Source organism: Yimella radicis, assembly GCF_054778255.1.
Map to the genome: position 1 here is coordinate 295,701 of NZ_BAAGZR010000025.1, position 16,520 is coordinate 312,220.

Annotated in this window: 16 protein-coding genes; 2 read left to right on the top strand and 14 right to left on the bottom strand. The window is 68.8% G+C overall.

From position 1 onward, the window contains the following. Positions 1–6: 6 nt before the first annotated feature. Genes ACYU8W_RS14440 through ACYU8W_RS14450 form a run of 3 tightly spaced genes read right to left on the bottom strand, consistent with a single transcriptional unit; the run spans position 7 to position 2,688 of the window. The gene (locus tag ACYU8W_RS14440) at positions 7–1,167 is read right to left on the bottom strand and encodes a DNA polymerase III subunit delta' (RefSeq protein ID WP_499470129.1); all 1,161 of its coding nucleotides are present in this window, start codon (positions 1,165–1,167) and stop codon (positions 7–9) included. Beyond that, positions 1,164–1,787 (bottom strand): dTMP kinase, encoded by a 624-nt coding sequence (gene tmk, locus ACYU8W_RS14445; protein ID WP_499470131.1) that lies wholly within the window; start codon positions 1,785–1,787, stop codon positions 1,164–1,166. The genes ACYU8W_RS14440 and tmk overlap by 4 nt, the downstream gene beginning before the upstream one ends. Before the next feature lie 55 nt (positions 1,788–1,842). Next, complete coding sequence (locus ACYU8W_RS14450) at positions 1,843–2,688, bottom strand: hypothetical protein (RefSeq protein WP_499470133.1); 846 nt, start codon at positions 2,686–2,688, stop codon at positions 1,843–1,845. Positions 2,689–2,791: 103 nt separating this feature from the next. Between ACYU8W_RS14450 and ACYU8W_RS14455 the strand changes: the two genes are divergently transcribed. Next, positions 2,792–4,126, top strand: coding sequence for a serine hydrolase domain-containing protein (locus tag ACYU8W_RS14455; RefSeq protein WP_499470135.1), 1,335 nt, complete (start codon positions 2,792–2,794; stop codon positions 4,124–4,126). A gap of 68 nt (positions 4,127–4,194) precedes the next feature. Here the strand turns inward: ACYU8W_RS14455 and ACYU8W_RS14460 are convergent, their stop codons facing one another. The 4 genes from ACYU8W_RS14460 to ACYU8W_RS14475 all read right to left on the bottom strand — a co-directional run bounded on the left by ACYU8W_RS14460 (position 4,195) and on the right by ACYU8W_RS14475 (position 9,770). Next, positions 4,195–4,890, bottom strand: coding sequence for a hypothetical protein (locus ACYU8W_RS14460; protein ID WP_499470137.1), 696 nt, complete (start codon positions 4,888–4,890; stop codon positions 4,195–4,197). A 142-nt stretch (positions 4,891–5,032) separates the two neighbouring features. Next, the gene (topA, locus tag ACYU8W_RS14465; RefSeq protein WP_499470139.1) at positions 5,033–7,792 is read right to left on the bottom strand and encodes a type I DNA topoisomerase; all 2,760 of its coding nucleotides are present in this window, start codon (positions 7,790–7,792) and stop codon (positions 5,033–5,035) included. A 137-nt stretch (positions 7,793–7,929) separates the two neighbouring features. Then, the gene (locus tag ACYU8W_RS14470; protein WP_499470141.1) at positions 7,930–9,420 is read right to left on the bottom strand and encodes a DUF7059 domain-containing protein; all 1,491 of its coding nucleotides are present in this window, start codon (positions 9,418–9,420) and stop codon (positions 7,930–7,932) included. Continuing rightward, positions 9,417–9,770, bottom strand: a complete 354-nt coding sequence (locus ACYU8W_RS14475) for an STAS domain-containing protein (RefSeq protein ID WP_499470143.1) — start codon at positions 9,768–9,770, stop codon at positions 9,417–9,419. The genes ACYU8W_RS14470 and ACYU8W_RS14475 overlap by 4 nt, the downstream gene beginning before the upstream one ends. 137 nt (positions 9,771–9,907) lie before the next feature. Here ACYU8W_RS14475 and ACYU8W_RS14480 point away from each other — a divergent pair, with 137 nt between their 5' ends. Continuing rightward, positions 9,908–12,235 carry a DEAD/DEAH box helicase gene (locus ACYU8W_RS14480; RefSeq protein WP_239702495.1) on the top strand — a complete coding sequence of 776 codons (2,328 nt, stop codon included), beginning with the start codon at positions 9,908–9,910 and terminating at the stop codon, positions 12,233–12,235. Here the strand turns inward: ACYU8W_RS14480 and ACYU8W_RS14485 are convergent. The 7 genes from ACYU8W_RS14485 to ACYU8W_RS14515 form a co-directional block, all read right to left on the bottom strand. Then, positions 12,171–12,512 (bottom strand): Rv3654c family TadE-like protein, encoded by a 342-nt coding sequence (locus ACYU8W_RS14485; RefSeq protein ID WP_499470403.1) that lies wholly within the window; start codon positions 12,510–12,512, stop codon positions 12,171–12,173. The genes ACYU8W_RS14480 and ACYU8W_RS14485 overlap by 65 nt on opposite strands. A 28-nt stretch (positions 12,513–12,540) precedes the next feature. Then, complete coding sequence (locus ACYU8W_RS14490; RefSeq protein ID WP_499470145.1) at positions 12,541–12,921, bottom strand: TadE family type IV pilus minor pilin; 381 nt, start codon at positions 12,919–12,921, stop codon at positions 12,541–12,543. Next, positions 12,918–13,130, bottom strand: a complete 213-nt coding sequence (locus tag ACYU8W_RS14495; RefSeq protein ID WP_239702498.1) for a DUF4244 domain-containing protein — start codon at positions 13,128–13,130, stop codon at positions 12,918–12,920. The genes ACYU8W_RS14490 and ACYU8W_RS14495 overlap by 4 nt, the downstream gene beginning before the upstream one ends. Positions 13,131–13,193: 63 nt before the next feature. Next, positions 13,194–13,643 (bottom strand): type II secretion system F family protein, encoded by a 450-nt coding sequence (locus ACYU8W_RS14500; protein WP_141927513.1) that lies wholly within the window; start codon positions 13,641–13,643, stop codon positions 13,194–13,196. Continuing rightward, positions 13,640–14,086: a hypothetical protein gene (locus ACYU8W_RS14505; protein WP_499470147.1), complete on the bottom strand. Its 447-nt coding sequence runs from the start codon at positions 14,084–14,086 to the stop codon at positions 13,640–13,642. Before ACYU8W_RS14505 ends, ACYU8W_RS14500 begins: the two co-directional genes overlap by 4 nt. Before the next feature lie 218 nt (positions 14,087–14,304). Next, entirely contained in the window at positions 14,305–15,444 is a 1,140-nt protein-coding gene (locus ACYU8W_RS14510; protein ID WP_499470149.1) for a TadA family conjugal transfer-associated ATPase, read from the bottom strand. After that, positions 15,441–16,130, bottom strand: a complete 690-nt coding sequence (locus ACYU8W_RS14515) for a CpaE-like family protein (RefSeq protein WP_499470151.1) — start codon at positions 16,128–16,130, stop codon at positions 15,441–15,443. Before ACYU8W_RS14515 ends, ACYU8W_RS14510 begins: the two co-directional genes overlap by 4 nt. Positions 16,131–16,520 lie beyond the last annotated feature (390 nt).

The following is a 16,520-nucleotide window of genomic DNA, read 5'->3' on the forward strand; positions in this document are numbered from 1 at the left end:
GTCAGGTCATACCTGCACGCGCAGCGAGATCATCATCGCTTCCAGGGCCAGCAGCGGCGGGACGTTGGCGTCGATGCGCTCGCGGGCGGTGCCGATCGCGTCCATCGCCCCGAGCAACGATTCGGGGGCGTGCTGCGCGAGGGTCTCGACCTGGACGCGGTGGTCCTGGTTGATCAATGGGACCCGGCTACCCGTCTGCGTCACCAGCGCGTCGCGGTAGATCGACATCAGATCGACCAGAGACCGGTCGATGACATCACGGGTGATGCGCGTGGCGCGGGTCTTCTGTTCTTTCTCCAGCGCCGCCAATTGTGAACGGACGTGCGGTGGCTGGGTGCGGGCTGCGGCATCGGCGCCGAGCTGCTCGAGCAGTCGCTCGCGTTCGGCCGCGTCGCGTTCACCTGCGGCTGCTGCCGACTCCTGCTTGGCGAGGCTGTCGAGTGCCTCGGCCGCGCGGATCGCGTCGCCGAGCGACCGGATGGACCCGGCGAGGTTGAGGGTGTCGGAGCGCCGCCCCCGGGCGGCGTCGTCCTTGGCCAGGCGCTTGGCCAGACCGACATGGGACTGTGCCGCTGCAGCGGCGAGCAGACCCTGTTCCTTCGGGACGCCGTCGCGACGCTCGAGCAGGTCGGCCACCGCCTCGATGGACGGGGTGCGCAACCGCACGTGCCTTGAGCGGGAGCGGATGGTGATGATGACGTCCTCGAGGCTGGGTGCGCACAGCAACCACACGGTGCGGGCGACCGGTTCCTCCAAGGCCTTCAGCAGGGCATCGGCGGCGCGCTCGGTGAGGCGGTCGGCGTCCTCGATGAGGATGACCTGCCACGGCCCGACGGACGGCGAGTGCTGAGCGGCGACGGCGAGTTCGCGGGCGTCGCGCACCTGGATCGACAGACCCTGCGTGGCCAACACGGTGAGATCGGCGTGCGAGCCGTCGATCACCGTTCGACATTCCCGGCAGGCGCCACACCCGTTGTCGGGGCACTGCAGAGCGGCGGCGAACGCCCGGGCCGCGGTGGAGCGTCCCGAACCAGGCGGGCCCGTGAACAACCACGCGTGCGTCATGGAGCCCGGGGTGGTGACTGCTCGCTGCAGCGTGGCGACGACCTCGGGCTGACCGACGACATCGGCCCAGACGCCGGACTCCACTCCGGTGGCCGGACTCATGCCCTCATCCCGAGCAACGCGGTGACACGGGTGCGGATCTCGCCGGCGAGCTCGTCCCGGTCGCGTGCGGCGTCGAGGACGAGGTAACGCTCGGGTGCCTGGCGCGCCATGGCCAAGAACTGCTGACGGACCCGGTGATGGAAGTCGTCCGCCTCCCGCTCCAGCCGGTCGTGGGAGTCGCCGCGGCGGGCCCTGCCGACGGCGGGGTCGACGTCCAGGACGATCGTCAGGTCGGGGACCAGATCGTGGGTCGCCCACATCGACAGGCGGCGGACGTCGTCGGCATCGAGATCACGCCCCTCCCCCTGATAAGCAACCGAGGAGTCGAGGTAACGGTCCTGCAGCACGACGTCACCGCGCTCGAGCGCCGGACGGACCAGCGTCGCGATGTGGTGGGCACGGTCGGCTGCGAACAGCAGCGCCTCGGCTCGCGGCTCGACGTGATCGCCGTGCAGGAGCAACTGCCGGATCTGGGCGCCCAAGGGGGTGCCGCCGGGTTCACGGGTGACCGCTACTGTGCGCTCGACGGAGCGCAACCACTGGGCCAGCGCCTCGATCTGGGTGGTCTTGCCGGCGCCGTCGCCACCTTCGAAGACGATGAAACCGGTGGCGTTCGACATGGCGGCAAGCCTAGGCGAGCCCACCGACACGCGCCCTGCGGATCCCGCAGACCGCTCAGCGGGCGAAGATGCCGACCGCGTCGTACGCGATCCAACTGCCGTGGTCCTTGGCGATGTCGAGCACGTTCTCGCCGAGACGTAGAGCCTCGCGCGGCACGGCCGCCTCGAAGTGGGCCGGCCCGGCTCCCGAACCGGGGACGACGAGGCTCGCGTGCACCTCGCCGATGGTCTCGTCGAACAGCAGCGACTCCAGCGCCTGCCCGTTCACCTCGATGCTCGCCGAGCCGGCGCGGGTGGGATGTCGATCCACCAGCCAAAGTGCCAGGTCGAGGTCGTCGGTAGGGATCTGGTCGAGGTCGAAACGCAGCCGGAAGCGGTGACTGCGGCGACCGGCCCAGGCGTCCTCCGGTCCGGGCTGCACATAGCTCCAGCGTCGGTCGGGGCGGTCGAACCCGTACCGGAAGTCGACATCGGCCGGGAACGTCGTCCGGTAGTGCACGAAACCCGAGGTGCTGATCGCCAGGTCGAGGCCGTTGCCGTCGAACGCACCGACGACGGCCACCGGCCGACCGGTCACCGTGACCGATGTCCGTGAGGACGCCACGGCGATGGTGGTCATGAGGTGTTCGTCGTGACTGGTGACCGCGATGATGCGGTAGGACCACGTGCCGGAGCGGGGACCAAGACCGCGGTGGACGAAACGGGTCCCGGTCGTCACCGAGAGCAAGGTGGCGCTGTTCGGACGCCAGTTCTCCCGACGACCCTGCACACCGTGCACCTCGTAGGCAGACACCGCACCGAAGGGCTTCCAGGACAACCGGATCGCGCCGACTTCCGGCACCAGGACGAAGCCGCGGTCGGCGACGTGCCAGGGCACACTCACCTCTGCCGTGTCGCTCATCGCCATCCCTTGCAGTCGCCACCCCTGGTATCAAGCCATCGTGCGCGACCCGTCCGACGCCACGGCAACGTCGAGGTGAACATCTCGGGCGTAGGGTCGGGCCATGCAGAGTCGACTCGCCGAACCGCTCACCCGAGACCTCGAACGAATCGCCCGCAGGGCCCAGATCGACAGTCGCACACCGGGACTCGTAGCGGGTGTCGCTCGGGACGGCGCGATCGCGTGGTCGACGGCCGTCGGGTCCGCCGACCTCGACGACCCGTCCGTGCCGCTCGGCGACGACACCCAGTTCCTGGTCGCGTCCAACACCAAGACGTTCACCGCGGCGCTGGTGATGCAGCTGCGGGACGAGGGCAGAGTCGACCTCGACGATCGGCTCGACCAGCACCTCCCCGGCGTCGAGCACGGCGCGGTGACCGTCCGTCAGTTGCTGATCCACGGCAGCGGGATGCAGCGCGAACCCGTCGGAGACGTCTGGGACACACTGCAATTCCCGGACCGAGAGGGCCTGGTCGCGGGCTGGAACGAGGCCGAACGCATCGGCCGACCGCACCTTGTGTGGCACTACTCGAACCTCGGGTACGCACTGCTGGGCGAGCTGGTTGCGCGGCTCGACGGCCGCGAGTGGGAGCAGTCGCTGCAGACCCGGCTCCTGGACCCGATCGGACTCAAGCGGTCCACGCTGCAGCTCGCTGCACCGCACTCCGGCCAGTACTACGTGGCACCGTTCACCGATGTACCGGTGCGAGAACCGTTGTTGGACAAGGGAGCCACGTCCGCCGCGGGTGCGTTGTGCAGCACTCTCGGCGACATGATGCGCTGGCACCAGTTCCTGCTCGATCCCGACGACAGTGTGCTGCGCAAGGACACCGTCGAGGAGATGACCACACCGCAACTGCTGGTCGACGGATCGTGGGGCGGCGGTTGGGGCCTGGGCTTCCAACTCGTCCGCAAGGACGGACGCACCTGGTTCGGCCACACCGGCGGCCTGCCCGGCGGCATCACGGGTTTCTTCTCCCATGCGGACTCGGGTGTAAGCGCCGGCGTCCTCATGAACGCCACCAATGCGATCGAACCCGATGTCACAGCGGTCAAGCTCGGATCCTTTGTGGCACAGGAGGATCCGGCGATACCGAAGCCGTGGATGCCCGGTTCCACGACACCCGACGGCTTCACCGAGCTCACCGGGCGCTGGTTCTCCGAAGGGTCCGGCTTCACGTTCGTCATCCGCGACGGACAACTGCAGGCCAAGCTCGACCGTGCGCCGGACACCGCGAAGTGGTCGGTCTTCGAGAAGCTGGAGGACGACGTCTTCCGCACCATCGCCGGGCGTGAGAAGGGTGAACGCCTGGTCGTCCGCCGTGACTCGAACGGTGCTGTGCGACAGATGAATTGGGCCACCTACAAGTTCACGCGTGAGCCGTTGCCCTTCGGCTGACACCGGACACGAGGAACGGGCGGAGCCGACCGGCTCCGCCCGTTCTCAAGCGCCCGCTCAGGAAGGGGTCACTCCCAGGTGAGGCGGTTCTTGGAGTTGGCGTAGGTCACCGTCTTCGAGGTGGCACCGGTGATCTGGTAGATGTAACAGCCGCTGCCGGACTGGCCGACCTCGATCTTCTCGTAACCGCTCTTGCAGTCGTCGGTCGAGCCGTACATGCGCTTCGCCTTCTGGCCCGAACCGAAGGACGGGTACAGCCACAGGCCGTTCACCGAACTGGAGTAGAAGCTGCCACTGGTCTTGACCGGGCTCACATCGAAGTTGATGTAGTAAACGGTGCCGTCGGACTTCTTCAGGTTCTTCTCGCTGTAGATCGACTCCGGGGCGGCCTTCAGTTCCTTGACGGTCAGACGGAAGACCTTGCCGCTCTCGTCGATCACGGCCGGCTGGTTGAACTTCATGGTGGTGCCACGCGGGGTGACATCGGTCGGGCCGGAGTCAGCGGTGGTGCTGGACTCCGAGGACGCCGACGAGGTCTCCGAGCTGGTCGGCGACTCCGAGGTCGTGCTCGACTCGGAAGTGGATGTCGAGGTCTGCGAGCTGGAAGGCGACTCGGAGGTGCTGGTGGACTCCGAGCTGGTCGAGGACGACGTGCTCGAGGAGTTGGTGACGGTCGTGTCGCTGTTGCAAGCGGTCAGGCCGAGCGCGCCGACCAGTGCGAGCGAGGTGACGGCGACGCGGTTGCGCATGGCGGTGCTGGACATGTTGTTTCTCCCTGTGTGTCGAAGCGGAACTGCCTGTGTGACGACGCCCCCGGCAGTTCGGTTCCCCGTAGTTCCGAACAGATTCTGACCGGTTTCTCCTGCCTACGGGGGGAGTTGACGCAAACCGAACTTCACGGAACCCTCAGCCGCTCGCCTTCTTGGCAGTGGCCTTCTTCGCGGTCGTCTTCTTGGCAGCAGCCTTCTTCGTCGTCTTCTTGGCTGTCTTCTTCGCCGCCCGTTTACGGGTGGTCGGTCCCTTGGCCCGCTTCTCGGCGAGCAGTTCGAACCCGCGCTCGGGCGTGATCGTCGACGGGTCGTCGTCCTTGCGCAGCGTCGCGTTGGTCTCGCCGTCGGTGACGTACGGCCCGAACCGTCCGTCCTTCACCACGACCGGCTTGCCCGACGCGGGGTCCTCTCCGAGCTCCTTCAACGGTGCCACCGCCGCGCGACCGCGCTGCTTGGGCTGTGCGTAGATCGCGAGCGCCTCGTCCAGCGTGATGTCGAAGATCTGCGCCTCGGTCTGCAACGACCGTGAGTCGGTGCCCTTCTTCAGGTAGGGCCCGTAGCGGCCGTTCTGGGCAGTGATCTCGACCGTCTCGCCCTTGTCGTCCGTCGTCTCACCGACAACGCGCGGCAGGCTGAGCAGCTTCAGCGCGGTGTCGAGTTCGATCGTGCCCAGGTCCATGTCCTTGAACAGCGACGCCGTGCGCGGCTTCGCCTTCTTGGCGCCACGCTTGGGCTTCTCCTCGCCCTCGGGCTCGGGCAGCACCTCGGTGACGTACGGGCCGTAACGGCCGGCCTTCGCGACGATCTCATGGCCGGACTGCGGGTCCGTGCCGAGCACGCGTCCGTCGTCGCCGGCCTGTTCGAGCAGTTCGCGGGCCTTCTCCGGCGTCATCTCGTCCGGCGCGATGTCGTCGGTGATGGACGCACGGCGCGGGTCCTTCACCTCGGCGCCCTCGGTGACCTCGCCGGTGTTCGGGTCGATGCCCGCCGGGGCGAGCTCCTCGACGTACGGGCCGTACCGCCCGACGCGGACCGCGATGTTGTCGCCGATCCGGATGGTCGAGATCTCGCGGGCGTCGATCTCACCGAGGTCCTCGACCATCCGGCGCAGACCCTCGCGCGACTCCTGTGGTCCCCCGAAGTAGAACTTGGTCAGCCAGGCAACGCGCTGCTCGTTACCGCTGGCGATCTGATCGAGGTCCTCCTCCATCGAGGCGGTGAAGTCGTAGTCGACCAGGCTCGGGAAGTGCTCCTCCATCAGCCGGGTCACCGCGAACGCGAGCCAGGTCGGGATGAGCGCAGACCCGCGCTTGTTGATGTAGCCACGGTTGGTGATAGTGGCGATCGTGGGCTCGTAGGTCGACGGGCGGCCGATGCCTTTGTCCTCCATCGCCTTCACGATCGAAGCCTCGGTGTAGCGAGGCGGCGGGGAGGTCTCGTGCCCCTTGGCCTCGGCGTCCAACACCTCCAGGCGCACACCCTCGGACAGCTTCGGCAGACGGCGCTCGGTCGGGGTGCCGTCGGCGCCCCGCTCGACGTCGCGGCCTTCCTCGTACGCAGCCAGGAAGCCGCGGAAGGTGATGACGGTGCCGCTGGCGGTGAACTCCGCCGACTTCGCACCCGCCGCGTCGACCGGGACGGCCAGCTTGACGGTCGCGGTCGAGCCGCGGGCGTCCGCCATCTGCGAGGCGACGGTGCGCTTCCAGATCAGTTCGTAGAGAGCGAATTCGGTGCCGCGCAACTCGCCGGCCACCTGTGCCGGAGTGCGGAAACGATCACCGGCGGGGCGGATCGCCTCGTGCGCCTCCTGCGCACCCTTGGCCTTGCCGGCATATCGACGCGGGGCGTCCGGCACATACTCGGCGCCGTACAGATCACGAGCCTGAGCTCGAGCAGCGGTGAGCGCCGACTCGCTGAGCACGACCGAGTCGGTACGCATGTAGGTGATGTAGCCGTTCTCGTACAGGCGCTGCGCGGCCCGCATCGTGTCGCGGCTGGACAGACGCAGTTTGCGGCTGGCTTCCTGCTGCAACGTCGAGGTGATGAACGGCGCACTCGGACGCCGGGTGTACGGCTTCTCCTGGACGGAGGTTACGTCGGCGTGGCTGGCACGGGCAGCCTCGGCAACCGCATTCGCGCGCTGGGAGTCGAGGTGGACGACGTCCTTGGCGGTGAGTTCACCGGCGTCGTTGAAATCGCGGCCGGTCGCGACCCGCGTGCCGTCCAGACCGGTGAGGCGTGCGCCGAACTGCTGCCCACCGTTGACCGTGAACTCGCCGTCGACATCCCAGTAGGAGGCGGCCCGGAACGCCATGCGCTCCCGCTCGCGCTCGACGATCATCCGGGTGACGACCGACTGGACGCGTCCGCCGGACAGGCCCTGACGGACCTTGCGCCACAGGACCGGGCTGATCTCGTAGCCGTAGAGACGGTCGAGGATACGGCGGGTCTCCTGGGCGTCGACCAAGTAGGTGTCGAGGTCGCGGGTGTTGTTGGCGGCGCGCTGGATCGCTTCCTTGGTGATCTCGTGGAACACCATGCGCTTGACCGGCACCTTGGGCTTCAGCACCTCGAGCAGGTGCCACGCGATGGCCTCGCCCTCACGGTCCTCATCGGTGGCGAGCAGGAGTTCGTCGGCGTCCTTGAGGGCGCGCTTGAGCTCGGAGACCTTCTTCTTCTTGTCGGCATCGACGACGTAGTAGGCCTCGAAGCCGTTGTCGACGTCGACCGCGAACTTGCCGAACGGGCCCTTCTTCATGTCGGCCGGCAGTTCGGACGGGGTGGGCAGGTCACGGATGTGACCGGCGCTCGCGTCGACTACGTAGTCGGGCCCGAGGAAGCTGCCGATTTTCTTCGCCTTGGCGGGCGACTCGACGATGACCAGCTTGCGCGACACTTCGATGTGCTCCTTGTCTGCGGCTGCGTGCAGCGGATTCGTCGCTGCTTCGACGCGAGCCGCCTTGAAGGTAACGCCTCCCGCAGGTTTGCGCTGAATCGGCCCACGCCGGTGTGGCGCACCTCACCGGCGTCGCGTCAGGCGCGGACCAGGAAACCGGTCTCCACGAGGCGGGTCACGATCGGCTGCGCACGTTCGAGCAGATCGCGCTCGTCGCGTTCGAGCAGGGTTGCGATGGCGACGAGCGCCTGACGGGCGGTGAGGTCGCCGTCGGCGACACTCAGGTAGGCGGAGATCGCGGTGTCGATGTGCAGCTGCCGGCCGAGCCCGCCGCCCTGGGTGATGCGGATGACCGATGGGTCGTCGGCGCCGGGAGCGGCGAACCGTTCCTCGGTGACGTCGTCGGCGACCCGCCAGCTCTGGTCGAGCACCTCGTCCGGATGCTCGGCGCACCAGGTGAGCGCCGCGAGTTCGGCGTCGACGGCCGGGCCCATCGGCGAGGCGACCGGGCCGCTGTGTTCTTCGAGCACCTGGAAGCGGCGGCGCTTGGTCGCCGGACGTTGCAGCGTGATGACGCCGAAACCGATGCTTGCGACGCCGCGGGCGTCGAAGTCGTCCAGCCAGGCGGCATACATGCGCTCGTACGCCTCGGTACCGGGGCGGTGACCCCCATCGCGGATCCACAGTTCGGCGTACTCGGCCGGGTCCTGGGTCTCGCGCTGTACGACCCAGGCGTCCAGCTCGGTCGGGGCGAGCCACTGCCGGACGACGTCCTGCCAGTCGGTGCCGGCCGGCACCTCCCAGTTGCCGAGGAGTTGGGCGACGCCGCCGGGTTCGAGATGCGCTTCGACCTGCTGGACGACGGTGCGGACAAGAGAATCGCCCACCATTCCGCCGTCGCGGTACTCGAACAACGGCACGCCGGCGACACGTGGGGTGATCACGAACGGCGGGTTGCTGACGATCAGATCGAAGCCTTCGCCGGCCACCGGTTCGAACAGCGAGCCCGACCGAACGTCCCACCGCTCGCGGTTGAGCACCGCGTTGAACCGAAGGATCTCGACGGCCCGCGCCGACAGATCGGTGGCGACGATCCGTTCGCAGTGCGCGCCGAGGTGCAGAGCCTGGACGCCACAGCCGGCTCCCATGTCGAGGGCGCGCGCCGCCGGGCGGCGCACCGTCCAGGAGGCGAGAGTGGTGGAGGCTCCTCCGATGCCGAGCACGTGGTCGTCGGGCAGGGGTCCGCCGGTGACCAGTTCGGACAGGTCGGAGACGACCCACCAGTCGTGGGTGTCGTCGGCGTGCGGTCGCAGGTCGAATCGTGCTCGCCCGTCATCGGCCAGCAGTCCCAGCTCACGCAGTCCGTGCGACCGCAGGCCCGGGACCGCGACGTCCAGCAGTTCACCGGGCACGGCGTCGCCGAGGGCGAAGAAGCGGATCAGGACGTCGAGCGGATCGTCGTCGGTGACGACCCGCCGCGCGGGCGTGACCTGTTCGCGGTGAAGTGCGGCGGCCGCGACCGGGCCGAGACGTTGTTGGACACCGTCAACGGTGAACGCCGCCGACCTGAGGTCGGCGGCGAGTGCCGTGAGGAGTTCCGGGTCGGCGTGCAGCCCGGTGTGGTTCACATCGACGAAGCGGCGTCCGGCTCGACCTTCGCGGCGAGCGCGGCGTCGACCGAGTCGTACAGGTGGAAGACCTTGTCGAGTCCGGTGATCTTGAAGTTGCGCAACGTGCGCTCCTGAGCACCCGCGAGCACGAGGTCACCGTCGACCAGACGTACTGCCTTGAGGCGTCCGACGAGCACACCGAGACCGGTGGAATCGAGGAAGGGCACATCGGACAGGTCCACGATGAGATCGTGGCTGCCGTCTGCGATCACCCGGCTCAACTCATCGCGTACCCTCGGAGCGGTCGAGACATCGATCTCGCCAACAAGGTGCAGAATCGTGCGCCCGTCTTCCTGGCGCCGTGTCACCGTCAGATCCACTGGCAGGGTCCCATCCATGGTCGTCATTAGGGCAGTGCAAACACGCGCGGCAAGAGCCGCACGAATGCACCATACGCTCAAGTAGCGCACTTCGCCTATCCGTTGTTCGAGGACCACGCTTGCCCATGACCAGTTCCGCGCCTGACCCGTTCGAGCCGGCTTCTGCCCTCGAACGACTCGCGGGCACGGGCACCGGCGGGCTGATACACGTCGAAACCATCCCGGGTCGGCCCGCCGATCTGCGTGACTGGCCGGATTGGGTGGATCCCCAGGTGGAGGCTGCTGTGCGAGGGTCCGGCGTGACCTCGCTGTGGTCGCATCAGCGCCGAGCCGCCGACCTGGTACACAGCGGCGAGGATGTCGTCCTGTGCACCGGCACCGCCTCGGGCAAGAGCCTGGGATATCAGTTGCCGATGCTGAGCGCGGTCAGTGCGGGCGCGGACGCACCCACCGGCCGCGGCGCGACCGCGTTGTACCTGGCACCGACGAAGGCCCTGGCCGCGGACCAGGAGGCTCGCATCCGTTCCTGGGCGATCCCTACGGTGCGGGCGGCGGTGCTCGACGGTGACACCCCTCGCGACGAACGTCGCTGGATCCGCGACCACGCGGGTCTGATCCTGAGCAACCCCGATCTGCTGCACCACACACTGTTGCCGACACACGAACGCTGGGCATCGTTCTTCCGTTCGCTCCAGGTCGTGGTCGTGGACGAGTGTCACCAGTACCGAGGCGTCTTTGGTACCCACGTGGCGCTGGTCCTTCGCCGGCTCCGCCGGGTGGCGGCACGGTACGGATCCGATCCCGTCTTCGTGCTGGCCTCAGCGACCATCGCTTCCCCGGCCGGCCATGCGAGCGCCCTGGTGGGACGACCGGTCACCGCGGTGACCGATGACGGGTCTCCCCGCCAGGAGTTGACCTTCGGGCTCTGGCGGCCGGGCATGATCGACACACCGCAGGGCGAGGTGCAGCGCGGCGCGATCGCCGAGACCGCCGATCTCATGACCCGGCTGGTCGACGACGGCGTGCAGACCCTGGCGTTCGCCAAGTCGCGCGTCGGGGTGGAACGAGTGGCCGACTCGGTGCGGCACCACGTCACCGAGCCGACGACGCAGATCGCCGCCTATCGCGGTGGTTACCTTCCCGAGGAACGTCGTGCGATCGAACGAGACCTGCGCACCGGACGGCTGCGCGGTGTGGCCGCCACAAACGCGCTGGAACTCGGCATCGACGTCAGCGGCCTGGACGCGGTGATCGTCGCCGGCTGGCCGGGCACCACCGCGTCGTTGTGGCAGCAGGTCGGGCGGGCCGGTCGCAGCGGGCGGCGGTCCCTGGCGCTCTTCGTCGCGGCCGACGACCCGCTGGACACCTATCTGGTGAATCACCCGGAGTCGCTGTTCGGCCGTCCGGTCGAGCCGTCGGTGATCAACCCGGAGAACCCGCACGTCCTGGCACCGCACCTCGCGGCGGCCGCCTACGAACTGGCGCTCACGCCGGACGATGTCGAGTACTTCGGTGAGAGCCTGCCCCAACTCGCCGACACCCTTGCCCGCGCGAGGATCCTGCGCAGCCGCCCGCGAGGCTGGTTCTGGGACCGCGACGACCGTCCGGGTGACCATCTGAACCTGCGTGGCAACCTCGGCACTCCCGTGGCGATCGTCGAGAAGCGCAGCGGAGCGGTGCTCGGAACGGTGGACGGTGATCGTGCCGAGACGACCGTGCACACCGGTGCGGTGTACGTGCATCAAGGCAAGACCTACGTCGTGACGAACTACGACGTCGAGGCAGCGCTGGCCGAAGTCACACCCGGCGACCCGGGTTGGACGACCTGGGCGACGTCGGACTCCCAGTTCGAGATCGCGCAGGTCGAGGCCGGCGGCCGGCACGGAGACCTGGAATGGCACTACGGACAGATAGTCGTCCACAAGCAGGTGACCGGGTTCTTACGGCGGCTGCCGGGCGGCGAGGTGATCGGTCAGCATCCGCTCGACTTCCCGGTGCACACCTTGCGAACCCGGGGCACGTGGTGGACGCTGCCGGCCGACGTCCTCGCCGCGGCCGGCGTCGACGAGCCGTCACTGCCGGGCGCACTGCACGCCGCCGAGCACGCCGCGATCGGCCTGCTGTCCTTCGTCGCCCAGTCGGACCGGTGGGACGTCGGAGGTGTCTCGACCGCGCTGCACCAGGACACCGGCCTCCCGACGGTGGTCGTCTACGACGGGTTCCCGGGTGGTGCCGGCATCGCACACAGTGGATTCCGTCAGCCGGCGCGGTGGATCGAAGCCACGCTGGACGCCGTGCGCAACTGCCGTTGCCGCAGCGGGTGCCCGGCATGCATCCAGTCGCCCAAGTGCGGGAACGGCAACGAGCCGCTGGACAAGGACGGTGCGATCAAGGTGCTCGGGCTGGTGCGTGACTACCTGCGCCCTCCGGTCCGGCCCGCGATCGAGCCGTAGCCGGACCGAGCACGCGGGACCGGGGCCGGACGGTGACAACGACCTCGAAGTCACCCGCACCGAGATCCGAGCAGCGGACCAGGGCAGCACCGTTGGCAGCAGCCGCCTGGGACGCGGCGGCACACGCAGCCGTCGACTCCGCTCGGGCGACGGCGCCGGCAGCTGCAAGTGCTGCGAGGTCGGCGGCGGTGCGCGCTCGCGCCGAAGCCTGCTGCACGCTCGCCAACGTGGCTGCAGCACCGAACAGCAGTACCGCCACCGCGACGACCCCGAGCATCAGCACACTGCCCGAACCTCGTTCCGAATCAGGGCTTTTCACCTGGTGCCTCCTCGATCGCCGCAACCGCAGAGGCGGAGAACCGGCCGGAAGGCACCAGCCAGGCCGTCGGCCCGCGCGCCGGCAGGACGACGTGGACGCGTACCCGTTCGCCTTCACCGGAGATCTCGACGGACGCAGCGGGCGCTGCACGACGGGCGAGGCTGATCGACTCCGCCCGGCTGTCGCCACGTGCCGCCGACCGAGCGGCCAGTCGCGCAGCTTCCTCCGCGCGGGTGGCGGTGATCGCGTGCTGCGCCACCCCGAGCACCAGCAGAAGGGCGAACACCGCGACAGGGAACGCAGCCGCGAGCTCGGCGCAGACCATGCCCGCGTCCCGTCGCCGAGCCCCGACGGCTGCGCTGCTCACCCCGCGACCGACAGGGCCGAGGTGATGATCCCGGTGAGCGCGGTCTTGACCGCCGCCGACTTCACGATCGCGATCAGCACGACTGCGAAGCTGACCGCGGCGAGGATGCCGACCGCGTACTCACTCGTGGCCATGCCGGACTCGGCATCGCCCTCGCGCACCGCGCGCCAACGCCGGGTGAGGACGCCGGGCAGGGTCTTCTCATTCATCTCGTTCTCCTTCGTGTTCGGATTCTGTTGATTCCGACCGGATGTCCTCCGGTGGTCTGTGTCTCACCCGATGCCGTCGAGCGTCGATCGGGCGAGGCTGATCACGACCGGCACCACGGCCAGTAGCGCGAAGGCAGGCAGGAACAGCAGTCCGAGCGGCAGGACGAGCAGCACGCTCAGCCGTCCCACCGCCGCCTCGGAGCGGGCGGCTTCGTTCAGGCGGATCGATTCGGCGGCGTCGTGCAGCAGGCCGCGTGGCGGCAGACCGAGGTCGCCGGCGAGGGCGAAGGCAACTCCGACCGCGGCCCACACCTCGCCCGCCTCGCGCCAGGCGACGGACGGCTCGACGCCCCACCGCAGGGCTGCTTCGACCAGGCGCAGATCGTGCTCGATGCGATCCCTGCTCACCTGCGCGACCGCACCGAGCGCATCGGCCAAGGGGAGGCCGCCACCGAGCGCGATCGCGACGAGATCGATCGCCGCAGCGGCGTCCAAGACCGTGGATTCGCTCATGTCAGTCGCCTCGTGCGGCCGGCGCGGGCGACCAATCTTCGGCACCACCAGCGTCCGGCGACCATCAGCACAACGCCGGGCACGACGGTGACGACGGCCAGCGGAGAGGCGTACACCGACCAGACATCGACGCCGAGCAGGCCGCCGAGCCCGGCTCCGCAGATCGGGAGGCCGGTGAGCAGATTGACGGACGTCACCGGAGCCGCGAGGGCAGACTTGGCACGCGCGGCACGCTCGGTCTCCGAGCGGCGTAACCGGGAGGCCACCGCCAGGGCGTCCGCCAAGGGAGCACCGGTGGAATCGGACAGTGCCCACGCGGACGCAACCGCCCACAGACCCGGATCATCAAGGCTGTCCGCCGCGTCGCGCCACGCCGCTGCCAGATCCCCACCCGACACCGCCGCCGCGTGCAGGCGACCGATCTGCGGCAGTGGTTCGGTCATCGACTGGCCCACTGCGGAGCACGCCGCCGCGCAGGCCAAGGTCGGCGCAGCGCCCGAACGGACCCCGGTCGCGATCGACTCCACCAGCACCGACCACACGTCCAGCGTGGTGCTTGCCGGTCTTTCGGGCCTCAGCCGCCGTGAACGGGGAAGTGGGACTCGAACCGGGGTGAACCACAGCAGCGTTGCCGCGAAGACCAATACGGTCGCCAGCACCATCACCGGACCGCCCGTCCGAGCACAGATTCGAGGGCAGACAGACCCTCCATCGGGACGGCTTGCCCGGCCTCCCACCGCAGCGCCGGACGGACGCGAAGCTCGCCTTCGTCGACGCCGATGACACCCACCTGGGCCAGACGCCGACCGGCCGGCGTCCGTTGCACATGCACGACCACACGCACCGAACTCGCCAGCTGCGAACGCACGGCCGACGGGGCCATACCGCCCAGGGCACCGAGTGCTTCGAACCGGGAGATGACATCGACCGGCGAGTTCGCGTGCAACGTGCCGCAGCCGCCCTCGTGACCGGTGTTCAGAGCGCTCATCAGTTCCCGCACCTCGGCACCCCGCACCTCACCCACGACCACTCGGTCGGGGCGCATCCGCAGCGCCTGCCGGACCAGCGCCGCCAGCGTGACCTCGCCGGCACCCTCGACGTTCGGCGGCCGCGATTCCAGGCGCACGACATGCGGGTGCTCGACGATCATTTCCCGGACGTCCTCGACGACCAACAGCCGCTCGGCCGTCGGCACCAGCGCGAGCATCGACGACAGGAGCGTGGTCTTCCCGCTGCCGGTGCCGCCCGTCACGACGAACGCCACCTTCTGTTCGACCAAGGCTGTCAGCAGTCGCTCCCCGAGCGCGTCGGTCAGTCCGCGAGCACACAACTGGGACAGTCCGATTCCGGTGCGACGCGGAATCCGCAGGGAGAGGTGCGGGCCATCGGAGACCAGAGGCGGCAGCATCGCGTGCAGGCGAACACCGCTCGGCAGCTGGCCGTCGACCCAGGGGCTCGCGTCGTCGAGTCGGCGACCGGCGATGGCCGCGAGCCGCACCGCCAGGCGGCGTACCGCGTCCTCGTCGCCCAGGTTGAGGTCGACCGGCTGCAGGCCGTCGCCGCGATCGATCCACACCTGACCCGGTCCGTTCACCAAAACGTCGGTGACGTCGGGCTCGTCGAGCAACGGCTGCAAGGGGCCGCCACCGAGCACCTCGGCGGTCCACCGCTGTCCGAGCTCTCCGGCGCTGCGCTCACCGAGGACGGCCGCCTCCGCACCGGCGACCGCAGTGATGCGATCCTTCGTCGGCACCTCGCCTGAACGGATGTGCTCCCACATCGTCCGGCCGACGATGCTCATGCCGCGTTCTCCGAACCGACCAGGTCGGCGATCATCCGCTCGGCCGGTGCGCGCAACGATGACCTACGTCGTCCGCAGAGCACTCCCCGCTCGAGGTCACGCCGGTCGGTGCGTCCGACCCGTACCGCTCCGTCGATCGTGTCGAAGTCCTCGCTGCCACCGACACCGTCGCCCAGCAGCAGCGTGCCATGGACGAAGCCGTGTCGTGAGAACCATTGCGCCGCAGCGACTCCGGCCGCGCTCGAGCGCACTTCGTCGCCGGCGATGACCCACAGGCCGTCGCCGGCGCGGTGGATGTCGGCGGACGCGACCGGACTGACGACGTCGATGATCAGCAACGACGCGCTCAACCGCAGCGCGTGCACCGCTGCTCGGACGATGCCGTCCGACACCGGTGAGGCTGCATGCCGGTCATGCGCCAGCACCCGTTCGCCGAGCGGCCCGACCGGCAGTCTGTCGAACAGGCCGTCGGCGTCGAACTCACCATCGGCACCGTCGAGGTCGTGCCAGCGCACCCCCGGCGCGTGTTCGAGACCGAGCAACACATCGCTGCCACCTGACCAGGCAGACAGATCGATGAGCACCGGGGACAGGCCCTGCTCCGCGGCGACACGGACCGTCGCCGCGCGCAAGGGTGCGGCAAACTCGCCACCGACCAGATGCAGAGCACGCGCAAAACCGTTCATGCACCGCATCCGACCCTGCGGGACTGCTGCGCGGCGAGGGGCGGATCACCGGCTGTGAACAACCGACGACCGCTGGTCGGGCTGTGGACAAACCTGAGAGGTGAACAGGGGAAAGCCCCGCCGGGGGGACGACGGGGCCTTCCAGATGTTCGTCGCCCAGGGGGATGGAGACGAACACCGCGCTACGACCATGTTGGGAGCGCCGACAGCTCAATCATGCGAGCCGAGGTGGGCAGGGACAAGCGTCCTGACCATCTCCATACCAAGTTCTTACCTTCCCCACAACGGGAGAAAGGTGACCGTACGCGCCGCGACGGGATGAAGCCCTGCTCCGAAAGATCGGAGCAGGGCTTCATCGACCGCACCTCTGCAGGGTTACCAAGCGTGCAT